Here is a 23,897-nt window from a genome sequence, read left to right as displayed (position 1 = left end):
GTTCCGCTCTCGACGTCGAGTGTGGGTTAAAGTCCCGCACTCGACGTCGGGGCTGTCGCCGGCGGGGCTGATGTGACAGTTACGCGCCGTAGCGGGTACTTCGGTGGATTCAGGCCGGGCGCGAGCAACGGGGCGTTGCGGACAAAGCTCTGGGAGTGCGGTGGGGCGGTGCGGGGGCGAGAATCGACACGTGTTTCATACGGGTATGGAGACTGGTGGTACGGGCCGATGACGGCTGCGGGGTCGGCGGACGTGCCGCCGGAGGGGCAGGCGGTGCTGGGGCCGCTGACCAGGTCCGCGATCTTCCTGGTCGTCACCATCAACTCCGGCGCCGAAGGTGTGGTGCGCGAGCTGTTGGCGGACGTGCCGGGGCTGCAGCGGTCGGTGGGCTTTCGGTCACTGGACGGTGGCCTGTCGTGTGTGGTGGGGATCGGGGCGAGCGCCTGGGATCGGTTGTACGGCCAGCCCAAGCCCGCCGAGCTGCGCGAGCTGCCGGTGTTCGCCGGCGGCAGGCATCGATCGGTGACCACCCCGGGTGACCTGTTGTTCCACATCCGAGCCGAGCGGATGGATCTCTGTTTCGAGCTGGAAACGCAGATCATGGCCCGGTTGTACGGCTCGGTGGCGGTCGCCGACGAGGTGCACGGCTTTCGTTATTTCGATGCCCGGGACGTGCTCGGTTTCGTCGACGGTACGGAAAACCCGACCGCCAGCGGGGCCCGCGACGCGGTTGTCGTCGACGACGACCCGGGATTTGACGGCGGAAGTTACGTGATCGTACAGAAATACCTGCACGACATGCCGGCTTGGAACGCGCTCGCGGTCGAAGACCAGGAGCGGGTGATCGGTCGCCGCAAGCTGTCCGATGTGGAGTTGAGCGACGACGAGAAGCCGGACAACTCCCATGTCGCGCTCAACACGATCACCGACCCCGACGGCACCGAGCGCGAGATTCTCCGCGACAACATGCCTTTCGGGCGCCCGGCCAGTGCCGAGTTCGGAACGTATTTCATCGGGTACGCGAAAACTCCGTCGGTGACCGAGCGCATGTTGGAGAACATGTTCGTCGGCTCGCCGCCGGGCAACTACGACCGCATTCTGGATTTCTCCACCGCGGTCACCGGTGTGCTCTTTTACGTGCCTACCGCGGATTTTCTGGACAACCAGCCATCGGCGAGTGAAGACCCAGCGGGTTCGTCGCTGGGAATCGGCAGTCTCAAAAGGAGTCCTCGAGAATGAACAACCTGCATCGCGAGCTCGCTCCCGTCTCGGCCGCCGCGTGGTCCGAGATCGAGGAGGAGGCGCGCCGTACCTTCGCGAAATACGCTGCCGCTCGCCGGATCGTGGACGTGACGGTGTCCGAGGACCCGGCGCTGTCGGCGGTCGGTACGGGCCACTTGAAAGACATCGCGGCGCCGGCCACCGGCGTGCTGGCGCGAGTACGGACGGTGCAGCCGATTGTCGAGCTGCAGGTGCCGTTCACGGTCTCCCGCGATGCCGTCGACGACGTTGAGCGGGGTGCCAAGGACTCGGACTGGCAGCCGGTCAAGGACGCTGCCCAGACGATCGCCTACACCGAGGACCAACTGGTTTTCGACGGTTTCGGTGAGGGCCACATCGCCGGCATCCGGCCGGCTTCTTCGTTGCGGGCGTTGACTTTGCCGGCCGAGGCCAAGGACTATCCGATCGCGGTCGGCGACGCGTTGGCCAAGCTCCGCGCGGCTGGCGTGGACGGCCCGTACTCGGTCCTGCTGAGTGCGAAAGCCTATGCCGCCGCCACCGAGGCGGCCGACCACGGCTATCCGGTGATCGATCACCTCACCCAGATCGTGGACGGTGAGCTGATCTGGACGCCGGCCATCGAAGGGGCCTGCGTGGTTTCCACCCGTGGCGGGGATTACGAGCTGACCTTTGGCCAGGATCTGTCGATTGGCTATCGCGGCCACGACGCGTCCACAGTGGACCTCTACTTCCGCGAGGCACTGACTTTTGTCGTGCACACACCGGAAGCTGGCGTCGCGCTCACTTCGGCATGATGGCTCTGCGGGTACGAGCGGTCGCGTTGCCAGCCGAGCGCGAGCGCGACCTGTACGTGGTGGGCGACCGGCTGACGTTCGAGCCGGTCGCGAGCGCCGAAACGGTCGTACGCTCCGGCTGGGCGGTGCCGGGTTTGGTCGATGCGCATTGCCACATCGGCCTGCTGCCGCAGGGTTTCGTGGACAGCGTCTCGGTCGCGAAGGATTTGGCGATGGTCAACCGCGCGGCTGGCGCGTTGACGATCCGGGACGCCGGGTCCCCGTTTTCGTACGCGGAGCTGGACAACGACCCTGACATGCCCCGGCTTCTGCGCGCTGGCCGGCATATCGCGCCACCGAAGCGATACATTCCGCGGCTGGCGGTCGACACGACTGGGCTCCAGTTGGCGGCGACGGTGGCCGAACAGGCCCGGGCCGGCAACGGCTGGGTGAAGCTGGTCGGCGACTGGATCGACCGGGAAGCCGGCGACCTCGGCCCCACGTACGACCGGGAATCCCTTACCGCCGCGGTAAAAGCCGCTCACGACGCGGGCGCGCGCATCACCGTGCACACCTTCAGCGAAGCCGCGCTGCCGGATCTGTTGGACGCCGGCCTGGACTGCATAGAGCACGGTACGGGCCTGTCGACGGATCTCCTGAACAAGATGGCCAGCGTTGGTACGGCACTCGTACCGACCATGATCAACATCGAGACTTTCGGCGACATCGCTGACAAAGCACAGCAGAAGTTCCCGGCGTACGCCGACCATATGCGGCGGCTGCGGGACGGGTTCCCGGCGGTGGTGGCCGCCGCGTACGAGGCGGGGGTGCAGATTTTCGCCGGCACCGACGCCGGTGGTGGCATCGCCCACGGACTGATCGGTCAGGAGATCCAGCGGCTGCACGCGGCTGGCATGTCAGCGGTGGACGCCTTGGCGGCCGGCTCATGGCGGGCTCGCGACTGGCTCGGCCTGCCGGGGCTGGTCGAGGGCGGCCTCGCTGACCTCGTCGTCTATGACACCGATCCGCGGCAGGACCTCGGCGTGCTCGCCACCCCATCCCGGATCATTCTCCGAGGCCGCGTCATCGCCTGACCGCGGCCACTACCGCGAAGTGTCATACGAAGGTCGTACCGTGGGGGAGTGACCCGCCCTGACGTGCAAGTGGTCAGTGCCGGTGAGCAGGGCTCCGAGCTGGTGACTCGGGTTCCGCCGCCGGCGCTGCGGCCGTACGTGCGCCGGTATTCGGGCTGGACCTCACCGTCCAGTCAGATCCACCCGCGGGTGATGCCGAACACGGACATCGTGGTGGTGATCAACTTCGCCGCCCCGCTGGTGATCCACGATCCGCTGCAGCCCGGCGGGGACCGTCCTTACCGGGCCTTGCTCGCGGGTCTTCGCCGGACGTACGCGGGCACCAGATATGAGGGCTCCACCGGCGGTTTCCAGCTCGACCTGCGCCCGATCGGCGCTTATCTGCTGCTTGGCATCGCTATGCACGAGATCGCCGACCGGATGATCGACATCGAGGAGCTCGGCGACTGGGAGCTGGACGGACTGGTCGCCCGGCTGCCCGAGGAGCCGACCTGGCCGGCCCGGTTCGACCTGGTCGACGAGGTGATCGGGGCCCGGCTGGCCAGGGCTTTCGAGCGTGGTCCGGCCGAGGTCGGTGGGGTCCGGAGGGCCTGCCAGCTGCTGACCGCGTCGGCGGGCCGGGTGGACATCGAGCGGGTGGTGTCCGAGTCCGACTACAGCCATCGGCACCTGATCTCGCTGTTCCGCGAGCAGGTCGGGGTGCCGCCCAAGCTGTACGGGCGGATCCTGCGGTTCCAGCGAGCCACCCGGATGCTGGGCAGCGGTTATCCGCATGGCCTGGCTGCCCTTGCCGCCGACTGCGGCTACTACGACCAGGCGCACATGGTTCGCGAATTCCGTTCGCTCGGCGGCTGCACGCCGGGGACATATCTGACCAGCGTCTGGCCCCAACTCGACCAGGAGCTGAACGCTCTGCATCTCTAGGATGCCTCGAACACTGGCGGTTCTCCGAAGGCGACGACCAGGTCAGGGTCGATGAAGAGGGTGATCCTGGCGATGTGGGTGCTGCTCAGCGTCAGGACGGCGACGCCGAAGGCGCGGTAGGCGCCGTCCGTGCCCCGCTGGTACGCGGCCGCTGCCGGTTGGCCGTTCGCGCTGGTCGGGACCATTCGCCAGTCGCCTGGAGCGCCGAGCGCGGAAGCGACGAAGAACGGCATGCAGGTCCTGAGCCCGGCGAACCAGGTCCGGGACGGGGTCATCTCCAGCGTCGAGTCCGCGCGCAGCAGCTTCTCCAGAGCGGCCGCGTCGGAGTTCTCAAAAGCCGCCATGTAAGCGTCCAGCAACGCGCGCGCCTGCGGTGCGGTCGGCTCGGCGACCGTGTCGGGCGCCGGAGCTACCTCGTCGAGGCGCGCCCGCGCGCGCTGCAACGTGCTCTTCACCGCCGTGGTGGTCGTGTCCAGCGCTTCGGCGACCTCGGCCGCCGACCAGGCCAGCACATCCCGCAGCAACAGCACCGCCCGCTGCCTGGGCGGCAGATACTGCAGGCTGGCGATCAGCGCGAGCCGAATGCTGTCGCGTGAGACGACGACGTCAGCGGGATCGGGGTTCAGCAGCGCGTCCGGGATCGGCTGCAGCCAGGACACTTGCGGCCCGGCCAGCTCGGTCGGCTCGTACGGGTCGTCCGACGGTGCGCCGAGGCCGGACGGCAAGGCTCGCCGGCCGCGGTTTCGCAACGCGGTCAGGCAGGTATTGGTCGCGATCCGGTAGAGCCACGTACGGATCGAGGAGCGGTCCTGGAACCGGTCGTACGACCGCCACGCCCGCAGATACGTCTCCTGCACCACGTCCTCGGCGTCCGACACCGAGCCGATCATCCGGTAGCAGTGCGCCAGCAACTCGCGCCGGAACGTCTCGGTACGGCGGACGAACTCCTCGTTGCCTGGTTGCGACACCGCGGCTCCATTCTGTTGGTACGCGTACTCGGGTGCAGACTCGCCGGCCAGCGCAAAGGAATCGTTCGCCCGTCAGATTTATGCAAGCGCGTCCGCTGGCTGGCGGTCCACACTCAGCGATGACACCTTCGTGCGATCGAGGAGAGAAACAGCATGAGCGCGGCAACCATCTTTCCGACCATGTCTTACCGGGATGCCACCAAGGCCGTCGGCTGGCTCTGCGAGGCCTTCGGCTTCGAGGCCAAGGCGGTCTATAAGGCCGAGGACGGCACCATCGCACATGCCGAGCTGACCTACGGCAACGGCGCGGTGATGTTCGGCCAGCAGCGAGAGGGCGAGGCTTTCGCCAGCCCGCCCGGGACGGCGTCGGTCTACGTCGTGGTCGCTGATCCCGACGCGCACCACCAGCAGGCCAGGGCAGCGGGCGCCGAGATCATCCGCGAGCTCACCGACCAGGACTACGGCTCCCGGGAGTACGTGGCCACGGATTTCGAAGGCAATATCTGGAGCTTTGGCACGTACAAGACCGTGCTCGTCGAGGGCTGACGAGGATCGAAAGCGCCGGCCGGCTACCCTGCCGGAGTGCTGATTCGGATGTCCACGCTGCTGGTGAAGACGTTGCGCGACGACCCGGCCGACGCCGAGGTGCCGAGCCACCGGCTGATGGTGCGCGCCGGCTACATCCGGCGCGCCGCGCCGGGGGTTTACAGCTGGCTGCCGCTGGGTTACCTGGTCTACCGCAACGTCGAGCGGGTGATTCGCGAGGAGATGAACGCGGCCGGCTGCCAGGAAGTGCATTTTCCGGCGCTGCTGCCTCGCGAGCCGTACGAGGTGACCGGCCGTTGGACCGAATACGGTGACCAACTTTTCCGTTTGAAGGACCGCAAAGGCTCGGACTACCTGCTTGGTCCGACACACGAGGAAATGTTCACCTTGATGGTGAAAGACCTGTGTTCCTCGTACAAGGACCTGCCGCTGTCGATCTACCAGATCCAGACCAAATACCGAGACGAGGCGCGGCCGCGGGCGGGTCTGTTGCGGTGTCGTGAGTTCGTCATGAAGGACTCGTATTCCTTCGACATCGACGACGCCGGGCTGGAGCGTTCGTACGAGAATCACCGCAACGCGTACATCCGCACTTTTGACCGCCTCGGCTTGGAATACGTGATCGTGTCGGCGATGTCCGGCGCGATGGGCGGTTCCCGCAGCGAGGAGTTCCTCTGCCCGGTGCCGGTCGGCGAGGACACCTTCGTACGCTCGCCGGGTGGCTATGCCGCGAACGTCGAGGCGGTGAGAACTCCAGTGCCAGCAGCGATTCCGTACGAAGACGCGCCGGCGGCGCACGTCGAAAACACCCCCGACACGCCGACGATCGACAGCCTGGTCACGTTCGCGAACGCCAAGTTTCCGCGCCGGGACAGCGAATGGACCGCGGCCGACACCCTGAAGAACGTCGTGCTGATGGTGACGAATGCGGACGGTACGCGCGAGCCGTTGGTGATTGGTCTTCCCGGCGACCGTGAAGTCGACATGAAAAGGCTCGAGGCGCAGCTGGAACCAGCCACCGTCGAGGTCTTCGGCGAGGCCGACTTCGCCGCGAATCCCGCGCTGGTCAAGGGATACATCGGCCCGCAGGCGCTGGGTGCGGAATCGGTCACCGGCATTCGTTACCTGGTGGATCCGCGAGTGGTCGACGGCACCCGTTGGCTGACCGGCGCCAACCAGCCCGGCCGGCACGTGTTCGAGCTGACCTGCGGACGGGATTTCACGCCGGATGGCACGATGGAGGCCGCCGACATTCGCGATGGTGACCCGGCGCCGGACGGCTCCGGTCCGCTGAGCCTGCAGCGCGGGGTGGAGATCGGGCATATTTTCCAACTGGGTCGCAAATACGCCGAGGCGCTCGGGCTTTCGGTGTTGGACGAGAACGGAAAACGCGTCACCGTCACGATGGGCTCGTACGGCATCGGGGTTTCCCGCGCGGTCGCCGCAATCGCCGAGTCGAGCCACGACGGTGCTGGCTTGTGCTGGCCGCGGGAAATCGCGCCGGCCGACATCCACCTGGTCGCCACCGGCAAGGACGACGCCGTTTTCGCCGCCGCCGCGTCGCTCGCCGCGGACTTGGTGAGCGCCGGGATGCGGGTGCTTTTCGACGACCGGCGGCGGATCAGCCCGGGCGTGAAACTGAACGACGCGGAGCTGATCGGCGTACCGACCATCGTGGTCGTCGGCCGCGGCCTCGCGACCGGAACCGTCGAGGTCACGGACCGTGCCAGCGGTGCTCGTACGGACGTGGAGCTGACCGGTGCGGTCGAACACCTGAGTGCGGTGTGCGGACGGCCGGTGGCCATTCTCTAGAATTTCGGGTATGGCCAAACCCGGAGTGCTCACCCCGCAGGCCGAGGACTTTCCTCGGTGGTATCAGGACGTCGTTGCCAAGGCCGAGCTGGCCGACAACGGCCCGGTCCGCGGCACCATGGTGATCCGACCGACCGGGTATGCGCTGTGGGAGCGGATCCAGCGCGAGATGGACGACCGGATCAAGGCCGCCGGCGCACAGAACGCTTATTTCCCACTGTTCATCCCGCAGTCGTATCTGGCCCGCGAGGCCGAGCACGTCGAGGGTTTCGCGCCGGAGTTGGCGGTCGTCACGCACGCCGGCGGCAAGGAGCTGGAGGAGCCGATCGTCGTAAGGCCCACCTCCGAGACGGTCATTGGCGAGTTCATGGCCAAGTGGGTGCAGAGCTATCGCGACCTGCCGCTGCTGCTGAACCAGTGGGCGAATGTGGTGCGCTGGGAGCTGCGGCCTCGCGTTTTCCTGCGTACGACCGAATTCCTCTGGCAGGAAGGCCACACCGCGCACGCGTCGCGCGAGGATGCCAGTGCATATGCGCGGCGGATTCTGCATGAGGCATATCAGGACGTGATCGCCGGTGTGCTCGGCATTCCGGTGGTGGTCGGCTGCAAGACCGTCAAGGAGCGGTTCGCCGGCGCGATCAACACGATGACGCTCGAGTCGATGATGCGCGACGGCAAGGCGTTGCAGATGGGCACGAGCCACGAGCTCGGGCAGAATTTCGCCCGTGCTTTCGGGATCGAGTACACGTCCGACACGGGATCGCGCGAGCATGCCTGGACGACTTCCTGGGGCTCGACGACGCGGATGGTCGGCGCGCTGGTGATGGCGCACGGCGACGACAACGGCATGCGGGTGCCGCCGAACCTTGCGCCGGTCCAGGTGCTGGTGATGGTGGTCAAGGCCGGCGACGGGGTGGCCGAGGCGGCCGAGCAGCTCGTCGATGATCTGCGTGCTGCCGGCGTAAGGGTCGCGCTCGACGACCGGGTGGACACCGCGTTCGGCCGACGCGCGGTCGACGCCGAGCTGAAGGGCGTACCGGTTCGGATCGAGGTCGGACCGCGCGACCTCGCCGACCAGAAGGTCACCCTGGTCCGGCGGATCGCCGGCAGCAAGACGCCGACCGAGCTGACCGCGGTGGTGACCGCCGCGAAGGCAGCGCTCGCCGAAGACCAGGATGTGCTCTACTCGGAGGCGCTGGAGCGTCGCGAGAAGTCCACTGTGGACGTTGCCACCGTCGCGGATGCGGCTGAGGCGGCCAAAACTGGCTGGGCCCGGATCCCGTGGTCGACGTTGGGCGTGGAGGGCGAGGCGGAACTCGCGAAGGACGCGGTCAGCGTGAGGGTGCTGACCCGGCCCGATGGCGGTGTGCCGGACGGGCCGGACGAGGCCGACCTCACCGCGTGGGTCGCTCGGTCGTACTAGGGCGTGTCTCCTCATCCCAGGCGGCGAGGGCCGAGCCCAAACGCCCCCTGCCAGCACCGGGCGATCACCCCCATACAACAACGGTATGAAGGCGACCGCCCGGCACCGGCAGACGACGCTTGGATCTCGACCCTCATCCACCTGGAATTAGGAGACACGCCCTAATGGACTGGGAGAGCGGCTCACGCGTTGTCGTGCGCCATTTTCGGGGCCGTGAACCACATGCCGCGTTGCCGACCACGGTCGTCACCGAGGACTCCACCGGCTTGCTGCTCTGGCTGGCCGGCGGCACCCCGGTCGTGCGCGGGCTGCTCGCCGACGGCCGGACCGTACGCGATGTCGGTGTGGTCGCCTCGGCGCTGCTGCCGCGGTCGCTGCGGCCACGGCAGTGGCGAGGCACCGGCATCCTGATGCTCATCCCGCCGGCCGAGGACTGGTCGCTGTGGTGGTTTTTCCGCGACGACGGCAGTTTTATGGGCTGGTACGGCAATCTGGAGGACCGTCAGGTCCGCCGGGTGGTCGACGGCGTGCAGTATGTGGACACTGCCGACAACGCGCTGGACGTGTGGTTCGAGCCGGACCGCAGCTGGTCATGGAAGGACGAGGACGAGTTCGCCGACCTCACCGGCCTGCCCGGCTACTGGACCGCGGCGCAGGCGCCACACATCCGCGCCGCCGGTGAGCGCCTGATCACCCTCGCCGAGTCCGGCGCGCCCCCTTTCGACGGCCGCTGGACCGACTTTCGCCCAGACCCGTCCTGGCCGCTGCCCACCCTCCCACCGCACTGGCACGCCGCCTAGGACACCGGATGGGAAGGGCGCGGAAATGTCGGAGCGCGGGAGAAGACTCGAATTCGGGGGCGGCATTTCTCGGGAAGCCGGACTTGGATGCGGGCTGTCTCACCAGGTGACGGGGAGCGCGTCGACGCCGTAGACGGGCATGGTCGTACGAAAAGTCAGCTCGTCGACCGACGCGGCCAGCCGCAGGGTGGGGAAGCGGCGGAGCAGTGCCGGGTAAGCGATTTGGAGCTCCAGCCGGGCGAGCGGCTGGCCGAGGCACTGGTGGACGCCGAACCCGAAGGTGACGTGGTGGTTGGGCCGCCGGTGGATGTCGAGCGAGTCGGCGTTCTCGAAGACCGACGGGTCGCGGTTGGCCGCGTCCGCGGCGGCGATCACGCCTTCGCCGGCCCGGATCAGGACCTCCCCGACCCTGATGTCCTCGGTCGCGACTCGGCGGCGGCCCAGGTGCACGATGGTGAGCAGCCGGAGCAGTTCCTCGACCGCGGTGGCCGGGTCGGCGCCGTCCCGGAGCTCGGCCGCCTGCGAAGGATTCTGCAGCAGTGTCAGGGTGCCGAGCGCGATCATGTTCGCGGTGGTCTCGTGCCCGGCGATGAGCAGCAGCACCGACATCGAGACCACGTCCCGACGGGACAATGCGTCGTTGCCGACCAGTTTGCTGATCAGGTCGTCGGCCGGTTCCGCCTGCTTTTTCGTGACCAGGGCAGCGAGGTAGCCGACCAGCTCACGACGGGAGTCGCCGGAACCCGACAGCATTTCCCGGCTCGTACGCTGGAAGAACTCGTGGTCGGAGTAGGGCACGCCGAGCAGGTGGCAGATGACCAGCGACGGCAGCGGCAGCGCGTACGCCGTCACCAGATCGACCGGCCGCCGGTCCATGGCGTCCAGCAGACGGTTCACTGTCTCGACGATCAGTGGCCTCAGCGCCTCCACTCTGCGTACGGTGAAATCGCTGATCAGCGCCTTGCGTTGGCGGGCGTGATCGGCGCCGTCCATCCGGATGAACGACCGGGCCTTGCCTGCGTGTGGCCGGGAGGCGGGAAACCCGGGGCGGCTCGGGTCCGAGCTGAACCGGCGATCGGCGAGCACCGCTCGTACGTCCGCATAGGTGGTCACCAGCCATGGCGTGCTGCCGTCCCACAGTCGTACGCGAGTGATGCCGGTTTCGCGGATCTGGCCGAGCTCCGCCGGCGGATCGAGCGGACAGCGGCGGGGCATCGGGAAGGCGGGCTCGGTCACGGCGCGTCCGCCAGCTGGTTCATCAGCGCCGCGCCGATCCGCAACATCTGCGTCTCGGTCTCCGTCAGGCCGCCAATGGCGGCCGCCAGCCAGCCGTCCCGGTCCGCCATGTCCCTGGTCAGCGCGTCCAGTCCGACCGCCGTCAGATCCAGCACCGACTCACGCCGGTCCCGCTCGCCCCGGCTGCGGGTCACCAGGCCGTCCGCCTCCAGGTCGGCGAAAACCCTGGTCAGCGACTGCGGCTGCTGGTGCTCGGCGGCGGTGATCTCGCCGGGCGTGCTCTTGCCATGCCGGTAGAGATGTCCCAGCACCGCCACTTTGTTCGTGCTCAGCGCCCCGGCCGGCCGCTCCGCCCGCAACCGCCGCGCCAGCCTGGTCGCCGCCCGGCGGGCCTGCGCCGCGACCTCCAGCCGCTCGTCAACATCTCCCATAACTATTACGCTATCACGTACTATCTCGCGCCGCTTGGTTGTCCACATCGACGCGTTGCGTGCGCTGGACGCACGTTTCGCGTCGATACGGCCAACCAAGCGGTAAGGGGTAAGAACTATTGGGAGGTGCAGGGGGAGAGGGGAGTGGCGGACGGGGAGGTCGCCCAGGTCGCCTGGGTGGCGTCGGAGGTGACCTGGTAGCTGACCGACAGTGACGGCATGCCGGCCAGGGACAGGTACGTCTTCGGGTACGAGTGGCCGTTGACCTTGGCCGCGCTGATGTACTGCAGCTGGGTCGGGTCGGTGCCTGGTGCGCTGATCGTGACAGTGTGGCCGTTGCGCAGATGCACTGCCGCATAAGGGAAACGCGGCGCGTTGACCAGGAACTGACCGGTGCCGGGAGTGGCTGGATACATGCCCAGCGCCGAAAGCACGTACCAGGCGGACATCTCGCCGAGGTCGTCGTTGCCGGTCACCCCGTTGGGAGCGTTGACGAACAAGGTCTGCGCGGCCCGTACGGCGGCCGAGGTTTTCCAGGGCTGGCCCACCAGATCGTACATCCACGGCGTGTGTAGGTCGGGCTCGTTGTTCGGGTTGTAGCGGAACTGGTTGTAGTAGCTGTACGGGCCGACCACCCATTTGGTGTGCGCGGTGCCGGACGGGTCGGTGACCAGGTCTGGATAGTCGAAGAAAGTGTCCAATCGGGCCGCCGCGTTTTCCTTGCCACCCATCAAAGCCAGCAGTCCGGGCACGTCCTGCTGGTCCATCCACTGGTATTGCCACGCGGTGCCCTCGTGGAAACCGGACTGGCTGGTCGGGTCGTACGGGCCGGTGGCCGGCGTGTAGAACGTGCCATCGGCCGTACGGGGCCGGGGAAACCCGGTGAAGCCGCGGTCGGTCGTACCGGAGTCCCACAGCTTCTGGTAGTTCTGGCCGCGCTGGGCAAGCGTCGCGGCGTCGGCGGTCTTTCCCAGCCCAGCGGCCATAATCGAGAGTGAACAGTCGGCGAGCGAGTATTCGAAAGTCGCCGAGGCGCCGTGCTGCGGGTCCACGTCCTGGCCTTTGTGCGGAAACTTCTCGTCGTACTGGACGAATCCGCGGGACAGGTAACTGGCGTTTCCGGACCGGCCGGAGAAAGCCAGCGAGGCCGGTGGAGTCTCGGTGGCGTTTTGCTTCAACGCGGCGAAAGCCTTGCTCTCCATGCCATGAAGCGCGCCGAAGCGCCACAGGTCCACCAAATACGGCGTGACCGGGTCGCCGGTCATGGTGTTCGTCTCGTAGTCGGCGTACACCCAGCGTGGCAGCCAGCCGCCCTGGTCGTGGATAGCGAGGATCGTACGCGCGATGTCCCGGGCGCGGTCTGGCCGAAGCAACGCCAGTAGCTGGTTTTGGCCGCGATAGGTGTCCCACAGCGAGAAATACTGGTAATACGTCCAGCCGATCGCGCGATGGATTTGCTTGTCCAGTCCCCGATAACGGCCGTCGATGTCGGTGCCCGTCAGTGGCTGCAACAACACGTGGTAGAGCGCAGTGTAGAAAACCGTGGCGTCGGCCGGATTCGGCGCGGAGATGTCGATGCTGCGCAGCTCGTTCCGCCACGCTTTCGCGGTGGCCGTACGAATCTGGTCGAAACTCTGGTAGCCGCTGGTACGCAGGTTGGCCCGAGCGCCGGCCGGGTCCACGTACGAGATGGACGTACGAGCGGTCACCGATCGGTTTTCGTTGGTGTCAAAGGACAACCACGCGCCACGCAATCCGCTGCCGCCGGACGACTCGGTCGAGCCAGCGGTGCCACCGGTCGGCGACCACGTGCCGTACGACGTGAAGGGTCGGTCGAAAGTGGTGGTGAAATACGTCGTGTAGTCGCCGCCACCACAGAAAGCCTGGGCGGTGACGGTGCCTTCCACGGTGTGGTTGTTGACGATCCGAATGGTGCTGCTCCGGACCGGTTCCTTCACGTTTGCCTGACCGGTGTTGATCAGCACGTGCGCGGGAGCGGCCGAGTCGAAGGTGTATCGCTCCAGCCCTACCTGGGTGGATGCGGTGGTCGCCACGTCAATGCCGCCGTAGCCGGTGAGTTTTACCTGGTAGTCACCGGGCTTTCCGACCTCGCCATCGTGAGTGTAAGGCGATTGGTAGTTGTCGTGATCGAAGCTGGACGGCTGGGTGGTGTCGAATTTCGCCGCACCAGGGCCGATATCGCCGGTCACCGGTAACGTGCCGACCAGACCGCCCTGTTCCCAGCAGCCGGCGCCGGACAGGAAGAAATGGCCGAAGCCCTTCAGCGCGGTGTCGGTGTATTCGTACCCGGCGTAATTCGTGCCGATCGGGCTGACCTGAGTCATCCCGAAAGGCGCCGAAGCGCCGGGAAACGTGTTGCCGGCGTCCTGGGTGCCGATGAAAGTGTTCACCGCCGCCAGCGGATCGGTGGAGGCCGGCACGGCCGCCGCTGGCGAGAGCAGTGATCCGACCAGGGCAGCGGCCAGGAGCGCGGAGCGCAACATCGACAACCTCCATTATCCGGTTATGTCGTACCGTAATCAGCTTCGCCGCCATGCGCGCTGACCAGCAGCGGACACCGTCGGGGAACACACCGGCCTCGGTCGGTGTTTGACGGTTGTGGAGGCGCGCCTGAAAGCGGTGTTGGCGAGAGTCCGGATGGCACTGCGCGAGGACTCTTCGATCATGACGCTGGAGGATGCGCTCGACGCGCTCGGCCGCCAGGGGGTTGCGGACGCTGGCCGGTGTGAGATCCCGGTCGAGCAGGTGGTTGGTACGGTCAGCCGGAGCGCGGACTTCGACCGCGGTTTCCAGCTGGTGAATCCGGCGCTGGCCGATCGCTGGCAGCAAATCGCCCGGGCCGTCCGTGACGGTGCCGACTTCCCGCCGGTCGACGTGGTCCGGCTCGGCGACATGTATTTCGTACGGGACGGCCACCACCGGGTGTCCGTTGCCCGATCGCTTGGCCGCCCGACGATCGCCGCCCGCGTTCAGTCGATCTGCACGACCGCGTACGCGATGGCCTGCCTGACGATCGCCCACCTGCCGTCCAAGGCCGCCGAGCGGATGTTCCTGGAACGGGTGCCGCTGCCCGACGACGTACGCACCGACCTGTGGTTGGACGAGCCGGCGCAGTGGTTGCGGCTCGCCGACGCGGCCGAGGCCTGGGCGTACCGCTCGACGATGGCCGGCCGGCGGCTGACCGATCGCGACCGGATGGCGAGCCAATGGTGGGACCGTGAGGTGCTGCCGGTGATCGAGCGGCTCCGCGCCGACGGCGCCGTGCTGCCGCTGCGGGATGTGCAGGCGTACGTCACCGCCCTGGCCACCCGCGACCGCCTCGGCAGCCTCGACTGGTCACCTGCCGTCACCGCCCACCTCCGCCCCTGACGTCCGGGTGAGGACGGGCCAAAAATGCCGCCCCCGAATTCGAGGATCCTGGGCAGGTACGACGGTCTTGAAGAGGGCGCGAGGGTTGGTGGGCATACTGCTGGATATGCCGATCTTGAGTGCGCCGTGGCCACGCGGCCAGGTTGTCCTGACGCGATATCACCGTCAGGGCGAGCTGCGTGGCGTCCGGCCGTCGACGGTGGTGGAGGACGGCGACGACTACACGCTGCTGTGGCTGGCGGCTGGTACGCCGGTGCGGTTTCCGCGGCATCTGGACGGCCGGCCGGTACGGGACGTGCCGCTGGCGGAGCGGTTTGGCGTGCCCTGGCACACGGCCGACGACACTTGGACGGGCACGAGCGTGTTGGTGTTGGTACGGCCGCGGCGGTGGCACACGGTGCAGTGGTTCTTCGCGCCCGATGGCACCTTTCGCAACTGGTACGTGAACGTCGAAACGCCGGCGGTGCGCTGGGCCGGCGGCTTGGACGCCGACGATCTGGAGGTCGACGTGGTCGCTGGCCCCGACCGCCGGTGCCAGCTGAAGGACGTCGACGAGGCGGAGGCCGCGAATGCCGCCGGCGAGGTCCGCGACGAGTGGGCGGCCAGGGCGCGAAGCGAGGCCGAGCAGGCGATCGCGGACATCACCAAGGGCGTCTGGCCGTACGACGGCACTTGGACGGACTTTCGCCCGGACCCGTCCTGGCCGGTCCCGGAGCTGCCGGCGAACTGGAACCAGCCGGTGCCCGGATACACCGGGGCCGGGCTGCTGTAGCCGCTGCTGGCGGGTCTGGCAGAATGGACTGCTGAACCTGGCTGTGCGGACCCTCTCAACCGTCACGGTCGGGTCCATCGGGTGCGCGCGCCATTCCCCACATGTGCTGGGCTCACCCACCAGAAAACGACTGTCGTAGGAGACACCACACTCGTGGCTACCAAGATCAAGTTGATGCGCCTGGGCAAGATGCGCGCGCCGCACTACCGCATTGTGGTCGCCGACGCGCGCACCAAGCGAGATGGCCGGGCGATTGAGTCGATCGGCCTGTATCACCCCAAGGAGGACCCCTCCTTCATCGAGGTCAACTCGGACCGGGCGCTGTACTGGCTGGGTGTCGGCGCGCAGCCGACGGCCGCCGTCGAGGTGCTGCTCAAGCTCACCGGTGACTGGCAGAAGTTCAAGGGCGAGGATGCCCCGCCGCCGCTCAAGGTCAAGGAGCCCAAGGCGGCCCGGCCGGAGATCGGCACCGTTTTCGCCGAGTCCGACAAGGCCAACGAGGACGGTAAGGGCAGCGCGACCACCCCGAAGAAGCGGGCGCCCAAGAAGGACGACAAGGCTGCTGAGAAGGCCGCCGAGCCGGCCGCCCCGGCCGCGGAGGCCTAAGTGCTCGAGGAAGCGCTCGAGCACCTGGTACGCGGCATCGTCGACCACCCGGACGAGGTGAGCGTCGGCGAGGTCAGCGGACGCCGCGGCTCGACTCTTGAGCTGCGGGTGCACCCGGACGACCTGGGCAAGGTGATCGGCCGCGGCGGCCGCACCGCCCGGGCGCTGCGCCAGGTGATGACCGGTGTCGGCGGTCGGGGCGTACGCGTCGACGTCGTCGACACCGACCGGCACTGACGCTTCGATGCAGCTCGTCGTAGCCAGGCTGGGGCGTCCTCACGGCATTCGTGGGGACGTGACGGTCGAGGTGCGTACGGACGAGCCGGACGAACGGATGATGGCCGGGTCGGTGCTGGAAACCGACCCGGCCGACGCCGGTCCGCTGGCCATCGACAACGCCTTCTGGCACAGCGGCCGGCTGATTCTGCATTTCAAAGACGTGCCGGACAGATCAGCGGCTGAAGAGCTGCGTGGCATCTTCCTGGTCGTCAACTCCGAAGACCTACCCGACCTGGACGATCCGGACGAGTTCCGCGATCACGACCTGGTCGGCCTCGCCGCCGTTGACCCGGCCGGCGCCTCCATCGGCACGCTCACCGCGGTTGACCACGGCCCCGGCGGCGACATGCTCATCGTGACCGCCGGCGACGGGCGCAAACACCTGATCCCGTTCGTGAAGGCCATCGTCACCGCCATCGACGCCACCGCTCGTACGATCACCATCGACGCCCCCGAAGGCCTCTTCGATCTTTAGCGCCTGCTAACGCCGGGCCGGAACCTGGGGCGGCGTGAAATGCGGGCCATCCGTCGACGGCCGTCATTTGGTCCACTGAATCTCGGTTCCCGATGTCAAGATCCGTGAAGTTGCTTCGACTACCCGGTGAAGCGGCTGCCAGAGCCGCCCGGCAACAGGAGTGACGACCATGACGAACAGCCTGGTGACCAGCGACATGATGATGTCGGTCGATGGGTACGCCGCCGGCCTCAACCAGCGGGCCGACGACCCGTTCGGTGACGGGGTGCACAAGATCCTGCCCCGGTGGATGTTCGAGGCGGCGGACGAGAACGCCGAGGAGATCAAAAACATCTGCGTTGCCGGCGCCTACGTCATGGGCCGCAACATGTTCGGTCCCGACCGCGGCGACTGGGACCTGGACTGGACCGGTTGGTGGGGCCCGGAACCGCCCTACCACGCGCCGGTCTTCGTGCTCGGCCACCGCGAGCGGGAGTCCGTGGAGATGGAGGGCGGCACGACTTTCCACTTCGTGACCGGCGGCATCATTGACGCGCTCGACCAGGCGCGGGCGGCGGCCAGCGACCGAACCGTCTCGATCGCCGGCGGCGCGGCCACCGTGAACCAGTATCTGGCCGCCGGCCTGATCGACGAGCTGCGCCTGCACGTGGCGCCGGTGTTCCTCGGGCGCGGAGAGCGGCTGCTTGCGGGAGCCGGGCGGGTGGATCTGCGGCAGGTGTCGGCCCGCCAGACGAGCGTGGTGACCCACCTGACCTACGCTCTCAAGTAGGTCAGTCAGGTTCGATGTCGGCGTGGCGGTGGCGAGCAACGCCAAGCCCAGCGGTGGCAACAGAGCCCACTCGTTCCGCACAGCTCAAGACGCTAGTCCGGCGTGCCGACCGTTTCAGCCCGGCCGGTACGGTCTTTCCTGCCATGCGCATCGACGTGATCACGATCTTCCCCCACTACCTGGCGCCGCTCCGGGAGTCGCTGCTCGGCCGTGCCCGCGACAAGGGCCTGCTGGAGGTGGCGGTCCATGACCTGAGGGACTGGACACACGACCGCCATCGCACCGTGGACGACACGCCGTACGGCGGGGGCGCCGGCATGGTGATGCGGCCGGAGCCGTGGGGCGAGGCGTTGGACACCGTCGTACCGGCGGGGGAGAAGGCCAGGCTGATCGTCCCCACACCGGCTGGTGAGGTCTTCACCCAGGCGATGGCGCACGAGTTGGCGGCCGAGCAACGGCTGGTGTTCGCCTGCGGCCGGTACGAGGGAATCGACGCGCGGGTCGTCGAGGAGGCCGCGACGCGGATGCCAGTGACGGAGATCTCTCTTGGCGACTACGTGCTCAACGGCGGCGAGGTCGCCGTGCTGGTCATCGTCGAGGCGGTCGGCCGACTGCTGCCCGGTGTGGTGGGCAACCCGGAGTCGCTGGTTGAGGAGTCGCACGCGGACGGTCTGCTCGAATATCCGGTCTACACCAAGCCGGCCTCGTGGCGAGATCGGGACGTTCCGCCCATTCTGCTGTCCGGTGACCACGGCCGGATCGCACGGTGGCGGCGAGACCAGGCGTTGGCGCGTACGGCCGCTCGACGGCCCGACCTGCTGGCCGCGCTGGCGCCCGAAGCGCTGTCCACAGCAGACCGTACGGTTTTGGCCGAGGCCGGCATCGAGCCTGGCCAGGAAGACTGAGCGGCACCGGTTTTACCGCCGCGTACGCGCTGTGGCACCATAGACAGGTTGCCGCCCGCCCTTGCGGATGCGCAGAGTTACAGACCGTTAGCCCTTAAACGTCCGGTGCAGCCCCACGCGTGTGCCGCGCCAGTTGAACGACGAGGAAGCGATTTCACGATGAACACCCTGGATGCGGTCGACACCGCCTCGCTCCGGTCCGACATCCCGGCCTTCCGTCCCGGTGACACCCTCAAGGTGCACGTACGGGTCGTCGAGGGCAACCGCTCCAGGATCCAGATCTTCCAGGGCGCGGTTATCCGCCGCCAGGGTTCGGGCGTGCGGGAGACCTTCACCGTCCGCAAGATCAGCTTCGGCGTCGGCGTCGAGCGGACCTTTCCGGTGCACACCCCGGTGATCGACAAGATCGAGGTGGTGACCCGCGGCGACGTGCGTCGCGCGAAGCTCTACTACCTGCGCGACCTGCGCGGCAAGGCCGCCAAGATCAAGGAGAAGCGCGAGGCGATCGCGCGCTGAGCGCGGTCCTTCGTCGCGTAGAACCTCGGTGCCCAGCCACGGTCACGCGCACCGTGGCGGGCGTCACCGGGCCATCCGGGAGCGCCGGCCGCTGGCCCTGTGGCAGGAAACCCTGCTGCTGACCGGTGTCGCGGTCGCGATCGCCATCCTGGTCAAGGCCTTCCTGGTGCAGCCCTTCACGGTCCCGTCCGGATCGATGGAGGAGACCCTCCGGATCGGCGACAAGATCCTGGTCAACAAGATCATCTACACCGTGCGCGATCCCAAGCGCGGCGAGGTGGTCGTCTTTCGTGGGGCCGACGACTGGAACGACGAGGGCGTGACCCCGCCGAGCGGTTTCGGCCCCGTCACGCTGGCCTGGATCGGCAGCCTCTTCGGCGCCACTCCACCGGGTGAGAAGGACCTGGTCAAGCGGGTGATCGGGGTCCAAGGGGACACTGTGCGCTGCTGTGACCGGCAGGGCCGGGTGACGGTCAACGGGCTCGGTCTGAACGAGCCGTACGTCTACGACAACACCCCGCTCTCGCAGCGCCCCTTCGGGCCGGTCAAGGTGGCACCCAACCGGCTGTTCGTGCTGGGCGACCATCGGGCCATCTCGGCCGACTCGCGCTACCACATCACCGACACGTGGCACGGCACGATCAGCATCGACGACGTCATCGGCCGTGCTTTCGTGATCGTGTGGCCGTTCTCGCATACCAGCTCGCTGGACGTCCCCGCCACCTTCGGCGGCCTGAACGCCTCAGCGCTGCTGGCCCTACCGGTCCGTACGAGACGCGTCCGTGGCCGCCGCGATCCCTAATGCCCAAGTAAAAAAGTCGTGGTCAAGCGGCAGATGCGGCACGAACTGGTCGTGTACCGGGCAACACCGACGGCGACCGGCATCGTAGGCTGCCTTGGTGCGAGCTGAGCAACCGAAACGTAAGCGTCTCTCCTTCTGGATCGAACTGCCGATCCTCATCGTCTTCGCTCTCGTGTTGGCGCTGCTGGTCCGTACGTTCCTCGTGCAGACGTTCTACATCCCCTCCGGGTCGATGGAGCACACGCTCGAGATCAACGACAAGGTGCTGGTCAACAAGCTGATCTATGACTTCCGGGCGCCTGAGCGCGGCGAGATCATCGTCTTCCAGCCGCCGCCCAGCTGGGACGCCCCGCCGAACGAGCAGGAGTTCATCAAGCGGGTCATCGGGACGCCGGGCGACAAGGTCGTGTGCTGCAACGCGGCCGGAAAAGTGACCGTGAACGGGTACGTGCTGACCGAGCCCTACCTGTACGCCGGCAACGTCCCGTCGAGCATGCCGTTCAGCATCGAGGTTCCGGCCGGCCGGCTGTTCGTGCTCGGCGACCACCGCGAGGTGTCCGGTGACTCCCGCTACCACTTGACCGACCAGTCCGGCACGATTCCCATCAAGAGCGTCGAGGGTCGGGCGTTCGCGATTTACTGGCCGATATCCCGCTGGGCGCCACTGAGCGTGCCGGCCATCTTTGACGGCGTGCCCGCGGCACCGCGGTCCTGAGCCGAGAAAGACACAGGTTTCGCGGATGCAAGCAACCCAGGCCCGCCGTCGGCGGCTGCCCTTCTGGCTCGAGCTGCCGATTTTGGTCGTCATCGCCCTGGTGGTCGCGCTGGTGGTCCGCCAGTTCGCGCTGGCGCCGTTCTACATCCCGTCCGGCTCGATGCAGAACACCCTCGCGCTGGACGACAAGGTGCTGGTCAACAAGCTGATTTACGACTTCCGGGCGCCCGAACGGGGCGAGATCATCGTCTTTGCGCCGCCGGCCAACTGGAAAGCGCCGCCAGACGAGAAGGAGTTCATCAAGCGGGCGATCGGGGAGCCGGGGGACAAAGTCGTGTGCTGCGACGCGGCCGGCAAGGTCACCGTGAATGGGTACGCCCTCCAAGAGCCGTACCTGTTCCCCGGCAACCAGCCCTCCACGATCCGGTTCCAGATCACCGTCCCGGCCGGCCGGCTGTTCGTACTGGGCGATCACCGGGACATCTCCGGTGACTCCCGCTATCACCTGGGCGACTCGTCCGGCACCATCCCGATCAGCGCGGTCGAGGGCCGAGCCTTCGCGATTTACTGGCCGATCTCCCGATGGGCCCCGCTGAGCGTGCCAGCCACTTTCGACAACGTGCCCGCGGCCGCGCGGTCCTGAGCAGGGGGAGTCGATGTCAGAGTCACGTACCCGGCGCCGCCGGCTGCCGTTCTGGGTGGAACTGCCGATCCTGGTGGTCATCGCGCTGGTGGTGGCCCTGGTGGTCCGTCAGTTCGCGGTGCAGACGTTCTATATTCCGTCCGAGTCCATGGAGGACACGCTCCTGGTGAATGACCAGGTGCTGGTCAACAAGATCGTCTACGACTTCAGGGCGCCCGAGCGTGGCGAGATCATCGTCTTCCAGCCACCGGTCGGCTGGAACGCGCCACCGGACGAGAAGATCTTCATCAAGCGGGTCATCGGTACGCCCGGTGACCACGTGGTGTGCTGCAACGCGGCTGGTCAGGTCACCGTCAACGGATATGGGCTGACCGAGCCGTACGTGCGCCCTGGCGACCGGCCGTCGGACATCCGGTTCGACATCACCGTGCCGGCCGGCCGGATTTTCGTTATGGGTGACCATCGCGGCAATTCCGGGGATTCCCGGATCTACCTGGCGATGGACTCGGGCACTGTCCCGATCAGCAATGTCCAAGGCGAGGCTTTCGCCACGTACTGGCCCCTCAACCGGTGGACCGGACTGGGCGTCCCGGCGACCTTCGCGTCGGTCCCGGCGCCGAAGAAGTAAGGCGATGGCAGCCACCCGGCGCTGGGCGCTGGGCGTTCTGATCGTGGCTTGTGTGGTCATGCTCGTCGTCGTGGCCGCGGTCGTTGGCGGACTGGCCTCGTACCGTGCCTTCACCGTCTTGTCCGCCTCGATGGGGCCGACTCTTCAGCTCAACGACCGGATTCTGGTCCGCAAGCAAGCCGGAGCCGCACAGCGTGGTGAGATCGTGATCTTCACCGCGCCGCCGAGTTGGGGAGTCAGTGCGCAGGAGTCGACCTTTCCCAAGCGGGTCATCGGAATCGGTGGCGATCACGTGAAGTGCTGCGATGCGGCCGGCAAGGTGAGCGTCAACGGGTACGCGCTGACCGAGCTGTATCTGTATCCCGTCGATGTGCCGTCGATGGTCCCGTTCGACGTGCGAGTTCCCAAAGACCGGATCTTCCTGCTCGGCGACCATCGGCCGATCTCGGGCGACTCGCGCTTTCATCTGGACGACAGCTCCGGCACCGTGCCGGTCGCCAGCGTCATCGGTCCGGTGTGGCGGATCTACTGGCCGCTGTCGCGCGCGTCCAGTCTGCCGGTGCCGGACGTTTTTTCGCACGTACCCTCGCAGTAGGGTGTGGGGCAGGATGACCGCTGACGACGTGATCGAACGGGCCGGTGCCCGAGTGCTGCTCATCAATCCGGACGCGCGGCTGTTGATGATGCATGCTTTCGATCCGGGCGAACCGAACAAACCGCCGTATTGGATCACTGTTGGTGGCGGCATCGGCCGGGGAGAGGACACGCTGCGGGCCGCCGTCCGTGAGCTGGCCGAGGAGACCGGACTGCGGGCGTCGCCCGAGGAACTGACCGGCCCGGTTTTCCACGACGAGGCGCGCTTCACGTTCGAGGGCAGGTTCTATCGCCAGACCAATACGTTTTTCGTTCTGCGCTGCGGTTTCCTGGAGGTCGACAGCAGTGGCTGGGAGGATGTCGAGCGCCGGTCGTGCCACGGCTACCGCTGGTGGAGCGCGGACGAGCTGGCGGCGACCGACGAGCTGTTCTTTCCCACCGAGTTGCCCGACCTGATCCGAGAGGCGGTCTGATGTTGGCTCCACCCAGGACCGTCATCCGCCGCGAGGCCGGCATGTACGCCATGGAGCAGGCACTTCGCCGGCGTGGGTTCGACCGGATCGCCGGCGCCGACGAGGCTGGTCGCGGGGCCTGTGCGGGGCCGTTGGTGGTCGCCGCCTGTTCCCTGCCGCCGGGCCGGCGCGGAGAGGTGCCCGGGTTGGCCGACTCGAAGTTGCTCACCCCAGCCAGCCGCGACCGGGTCTATGACGAGGTCATCGCACGCGCTTCGGCGTACGCGGTGGTGGTCGTCGACACGCCCGATGTCGACCACCGTGGCGTGCACGCTGCCAATATTGACGGCATGCGCCGCGCTGTGGGGCTGCTGGATCCAGAGCCGCAGTACGTGCTGACCGACGGCTTCCGGGTGGACGGTTTCTGCGCTCCGGCGCTGGCAGTGCCCAAGGGGGACCGGGTGGTCGCGTGCATCGCGGCCGCCTCGGTGTTGGCCAAGGTGACCAGGGACCGGCTCATGGTGGAGCTGCACGAGGCCTGGCCGCAGTACGATTTCGCTCGGCACAAGGGCTACATCACCGCCGAACACACGGCCGCGCTCGCCGAGCACGGCGCGTGTGAGATCCATCGGTCGTCGTTCATCAACGTTTCGACGTTGAAGGGGTCACAGCGTCACGTATCGATCGCGGTAAGCGATGATGTGCAGTTGGAGGGGGTGTTGGCTGAGTGAGTGCGGAAGATCTTGAGAAGTACGAGACCGAGATGGAGCTTCAGCTCTACCGGGAGTACAGGGACATCGTCCGGCAGTTCTCGTACGTGGTGGAGACCGAGCGGCGGTTCTATCTGGCCAACGCGGTTGACCTGCAGGTTCGCAACGCGGACGGCGAGGTCTACTTCGAGCTGGAGATGTCCGACGCGTGGGTCTGGGACATGTACAGGCCGGCCCGGTTCGTGAAGAACGTCCGGGTGGTGACGTTCAAGGACGTCAACGTCGAGGAACTCGACAAGCCGGACATCTCGCTGCCGTCCGACGGGTCGGCGCCGTTCGGCGAGTAACCGATTCGTCCTCCTCATCCGGGGTATCCCACCTGGGATGAGGAG

General features: G+C 67.2%; 28 protein-coding genes. 24 read left to right on the top strand and 4 right to left on the bottom strand.

From position 1 onward, the window contains the following. Positions 1-228: 228 nt before the first annotated feature. Genes ABD301_RS17090 through ABD301_RS17075 form a run of 4 tightly spaced genes read left to right on the top strand, consistent with a single transcriptional unit; the run spans position 229 to position 4,033 of the window. Positions 229-1,239 carry a Dyp-type peroxidase gene (locus tag ABD301_RS17090; RefSeq protein ID WP_344311265.1) on the top strand — a complete coding sequence of 337 codons (1,011 nt, stop codon included), beginning with the start codon at positions 229-231 and terminating at the stop codon, positions 1,237-1,239. After that, complete coding sequence (locus ABD301_RS17085; protein ID WP_344311264.1) at positions 1,236-2,036, top strand: family 1 encapsulin nanocompartment shell protein; 801 nt, start codon at positions 1,236-1,238, stop codon at positions 2,034-2,036. Before ABD301_RS17090 ends, ABD301_RS17085 begins: the two co-directional genes overlap by 4 nt. Next, positions 2,036-3,109: an amidohydrolase family protein gene (locus tag ABD301_RS17080; protein WP_425551956.1), complete on the top strand. Its 1,074-nt coding sequence runs from the start codon at positions 2,036-2,038 to the stop codon at positions 3,107-3,109. Before ABD301_RS17085 ends, ABD301_RS17080 begins: the two co-directional genes overlap by 1 nt. 48 nt (positions 3,110-3,157) lie before the next feature. Further along, on the top strand, positions 3,158-4,033 hold the full coding sequence (locus ABD301_RS17075) for a helix-turn-helix domain-containing protein (protein ID WP_344311262.1): 876 nt from the start codon (positions 3,158-3,160) through the stop codon (positions 4,031-4,033). Here ABD301_RS17075 and ABD301_RS17070 read toward each other — a convergent pair. Then, entirely contained in the window at positions 4,030-5,052 is a 1,023-nt protein-coding gene (locus ABD301_RS17070) for a sigma-70 family RNA polymerase sigma factor (protein WP_163571810.1), read from the bottom strand. The two genes, ABD301_RS17075 and ABD301_RS17070, sit on opposite strands and share 4 nt — an antisense overlap. Before the next feature lie 102 nt (positions 5,053-5,154). Here ABD301_RS17070 and ABD301_RS17065 point away from each other — a divergent pair, with 102 nt between their 5' ends. The 4 genes from ABD301_RS17065 to ABD301_RS17050 all read left to right on the top strand — a co-directional run bounded on the left by ABD301_RS17065 (position 5,155) and on the right by ABD301_RS17050 (position 9,582). Continuing rightward, entirely contained in the window at positions 5,155-5,547 is a 393-nt protein-coding gene (locus ABD301_RS17065; protein ID WP_344311261.1) for a VOC family protein, read from the top strand. 48 nt (positions 5,548-5,595) lie between these two features. Then, the gene (locus tag ABD301_RS17060) at positions 5,596-7,359 is read left to right on the top strand and encodes a proline--tRNA ligase (RefSeq protein WP_344311328.1); all 1,764 of its coding nucleotides are present in this window, start codon (positions 5,596-5,598) and stop codon (positions 7,357-7,359) included. Between the two features lie 10 nt (positions 7,360-7,369). Further along, the gene (gene proS / locus ABD301_RS17055; protein ID WP_344311260.1) at positions 7,370-8,782 is read left to right on the top strand and encodes a proline--tRNA ligase; all 1,413 of its coding nucleotides are present in this window, start codon (positions 7,370-7,372) and stop codon (positions 8,780-8,782) included. Positions 8,783-8,946: 164 nt separating this feature from the next. Next, positions 8,947-9,582 carry a ribonuclease FAU-1 family protein gene (locus ABD301_RS17050; protein WP_344311259.1) on the top strand — a complete coding sequence of 212 codons (636 nt, stop codon included), beginning with the start codon at positions 8,947-8,949 and terminating at the stop codon, positions 9,580-9,582. 99 nt (positions 9,583-9,681) lie between these two features. Here ABD301_RS17050 and ABD301_RS17045 read toward each other — a convergent pair whose 3' ends face one another. From ABD301_RS17045 to ABD301_RS17035, 3 genes are all read right to left on the bottom strand, one after another. Beyond that, entirely contained in the window at positions 9,682-10,818 is a 1,137-nt protein-coding gene (locus ABD301_RS17045; protein WP_344311258.1) for a cytochrome P450, read from the bottom strand. After that, positions 10,815-11,249, bottom strand: coding sequence for a MarR family winged helix-turn-helix transcriptional regulator (locus ABD301_RS17040; protein ID WP_344311257.1), 435 nt, complete (start codon positions 11,247-11,249; stop codon positions 10,815-10,817). Before ABD301_RS17040 ends, ABD301_RS17045 begins: the two co-directional genes overlap by 4 nt. Positions 11,250-11,365: 116 nt before the next feature. Further along, positions 11,366-13,753 (bottom strand): GH92 family glycosyl hydrolase, encoded by a 2,388-nt coding sequence (locus tag ABD301_RS17035; protein ID WP_344311256.1) that lies wholly within the window; start codon positions 13,751-13,753, stop codon positions 11,366-11,368. Between the two features lie 181 nt (positions 13,754-13,934). Between ABD301_RS17035 and ABD301_RS17030 the strand changes: the two genes are divergently transcribed. The 16 genes from ABD301_RS17030 to ABD301_RS16955 all read left to right on the top strand — a co-directional run bounded on the left by ABD301_RS17030 (position 13,935) and on the right by ABD301_RS16955 (position 23,852). After that, complete coding sequence (locus ABD301_RS17030) at positions 13,935-14,639, top strand: ParB N-terminal domain-containing protein (RefSeq protein ID WP_344311255.1); 705 nt, start codon at positions 13,935-13,937, stop codon at positions 14,637-14,639. 106 nt (positions 14,640-14,745) lie between these two features. Then, positions 14,746-15,411, top strand: coding sequence for a ribonuclease FAU-1 family protein (locus ABD301_RS17025; RefSeq protein ID WP_344311254.1), 666 nt, complete (start codon positions 14,746-14,748; stop codon positions 15,409-15,411). Positions 15,412-15,564: 153 nt separating this feature from the next. Continuing rightward, positions 15,565-16,017, top strand: coding sequence for a 30S ribosomal protein S16 (rpsP, locus tag ABD301_RS17020; protein ID WP_344311253.1), 453 nt, complete (start codon positions 15,565-15,567; stop codon positions 16,015-16,017). Continuing rightward, entirely contained in the window at positions 16,018-16,254 is a 237-nt protein-coding gene (locus ABD301_RS17015) for an RNA-binding protein (protein ID WP_163571778.1), read from the top strand. A gap of 7 nt (positions 16,255-16,261) precedes the next feature. Beyond that, positions 16,262-16,771, top strand: coding sequence for a ribosome maturation factor RimM (gene rimM / locus ABD301_RS17010; protein WP_344311252.1), 510 nt, complete (start codon positions 16,262-16,264; stop codon positions 16,769-16,771). 169 nt (positions 16,772-16,940) lie between these two features. Beyond that, positions 16,941-17,540, top strand: coding sequence for a dihydrofolate reductase family protein (locus tag ABD301_RS17005; protein ID WP_344311251.1), 600 nt, complete (start codon positions 16,941-16,943; stop codon positions 17,538-17,540). 143 nt (positions 17,541-17,683) lie between these two features. Further along, positions 17,684-18,445: a tRNA (guanosine(37)-N1)-methyltransferase TrmD gene (gene trmD, locus ABD301_RS17000; RefSeq protein WP_344311250.1), complete on the top strand. Its 762-nt coding sequence runs from the start codon at positions 17,684-17,686 to the stop codon at positions 18,443-18,445. Positions 18,446-18,604: 159 nt separating this feature from the next. Further along, positions 18,605-18,961 carry a 50S ribosomal protein L19 gene (gene rplS / locus ABD301_RS16995; protein ID WP_344311249.1) on the top strand — a complete coding sequence of 119 codons (357 nt, stop codon included), beginning with the start codon at positions 18,605-18,607 and terminating at the stop codon, positions 18,959-18,961. A gap of 28 nt (positions 18,962-18,989) precedes the next feature. Beyond that, positions 18,990-19,763, top strand: coding sequence for a signal peptidase I (lepB, locus tag ABD301_RS16990; protein WP_163571776.1), 774 nt, complete (start codon positions 18,990-18,992; stop codon positions 19,761-19,763). Between the two features lie 97 nt (positions 19,764-19,860). Then, positions 19,861-20,478 (top strand): signal peptidase I, encoded by a 618-nt coding sequence (gene lepB / locus ABD301_RS16985; RefSeq protein WP_344311248.1) that lies wholly within the window; start codon positions 19,861-19,863, stop codon positions 20,476-20,478. Positions 20,479-20,503: 25 nt separating this feature from the next. After that, positions 20,504-21,121, top strand: a complete 618-nt coding sequence (gene lepB / locus ABD301_RS16980) for a signal peptidase I (protein WP_163571775.1) — start codon at positions 20,504-20,506, stop codon at positions 21,119-21,121. Positions 21,122-21,134: 13 nt separating this feature from the next. Then, positions 21,135-21,749, top strand: coding sequence for a signal peptidase I (gene lepB, locus ABD301_RS16975; protein WP_163571774.1), 615 nt, complete (start codon positions 21,135-21,137; stop codon positions 21,747-21,749). 4 nt (positions 21,750-21,753) lie between these two features. Then, entirely contained in the window at positions 21,754-22,344 is a 591-nt protein-coding gene (lepB, locus tag ABD301_RS16970) for a signal peptidase I (protein ID WP_344311247.1), read from the top strand. 13 nt (positions 22,345-22,357) lie between these two features. Then, positions 22,358-22,816: an NUDIX hydrolase gene (locus ABD301_RS16965; RefSeq protein ID WP_344311246.1), complete on the top strand. Its 459-nt coding sequence runs from the start codon at positions 22,358-22,360 to the stop codon at positions 22,814-22,816. Continuing rightward, positions 22,816-23,526 (top strand): ribonuclease HII, encoded by a 711-nt coding sequence (locus ABD301_RS16960; protein ID WP_344311245.1) that lies wholly within the window; start codon positions 22,816-22,818, stop codon positions 23,524-23,526. Before ABD301_RS16965 ends, ABD301_RS16960 begins: the two co-directional genes overlap by 1 nt. Then, the gene (locus ABD301_RS16955) at positions 23,523-23,852 is read left to right on the top strand and encodes a DUF2469 domain-containing protein (RefSeq protein ID WP_163510329.1); all 330 of its coding nucleotides are present in this window, start codon (positions 23,523-23,525) and stop codon (positions 23,850-23,852) included. Before ABD301_RS16960 ends, ABD301_RS16955 begins: the two co-directional genes overlap by 4 nt. Positions 23,853-23,897: the final 45 nt, after the last annotated feature.

This window comes from Fodinicola feengrottensis, from assembly GCF_039530045.1.
In the GTDB taxonomy this organism is placed as follows: Bacteria; Actinomycetota; Actinomycetes; order Mycobacteriales; family HKI-0501; genus Fodinicola; species Fodinicola feengrottensis.
The sequence above is the reverse complement of the archived record's forward strand: the minus strand, read 5'-3'. Positions and strand labels throughout refer to the sequence as shown.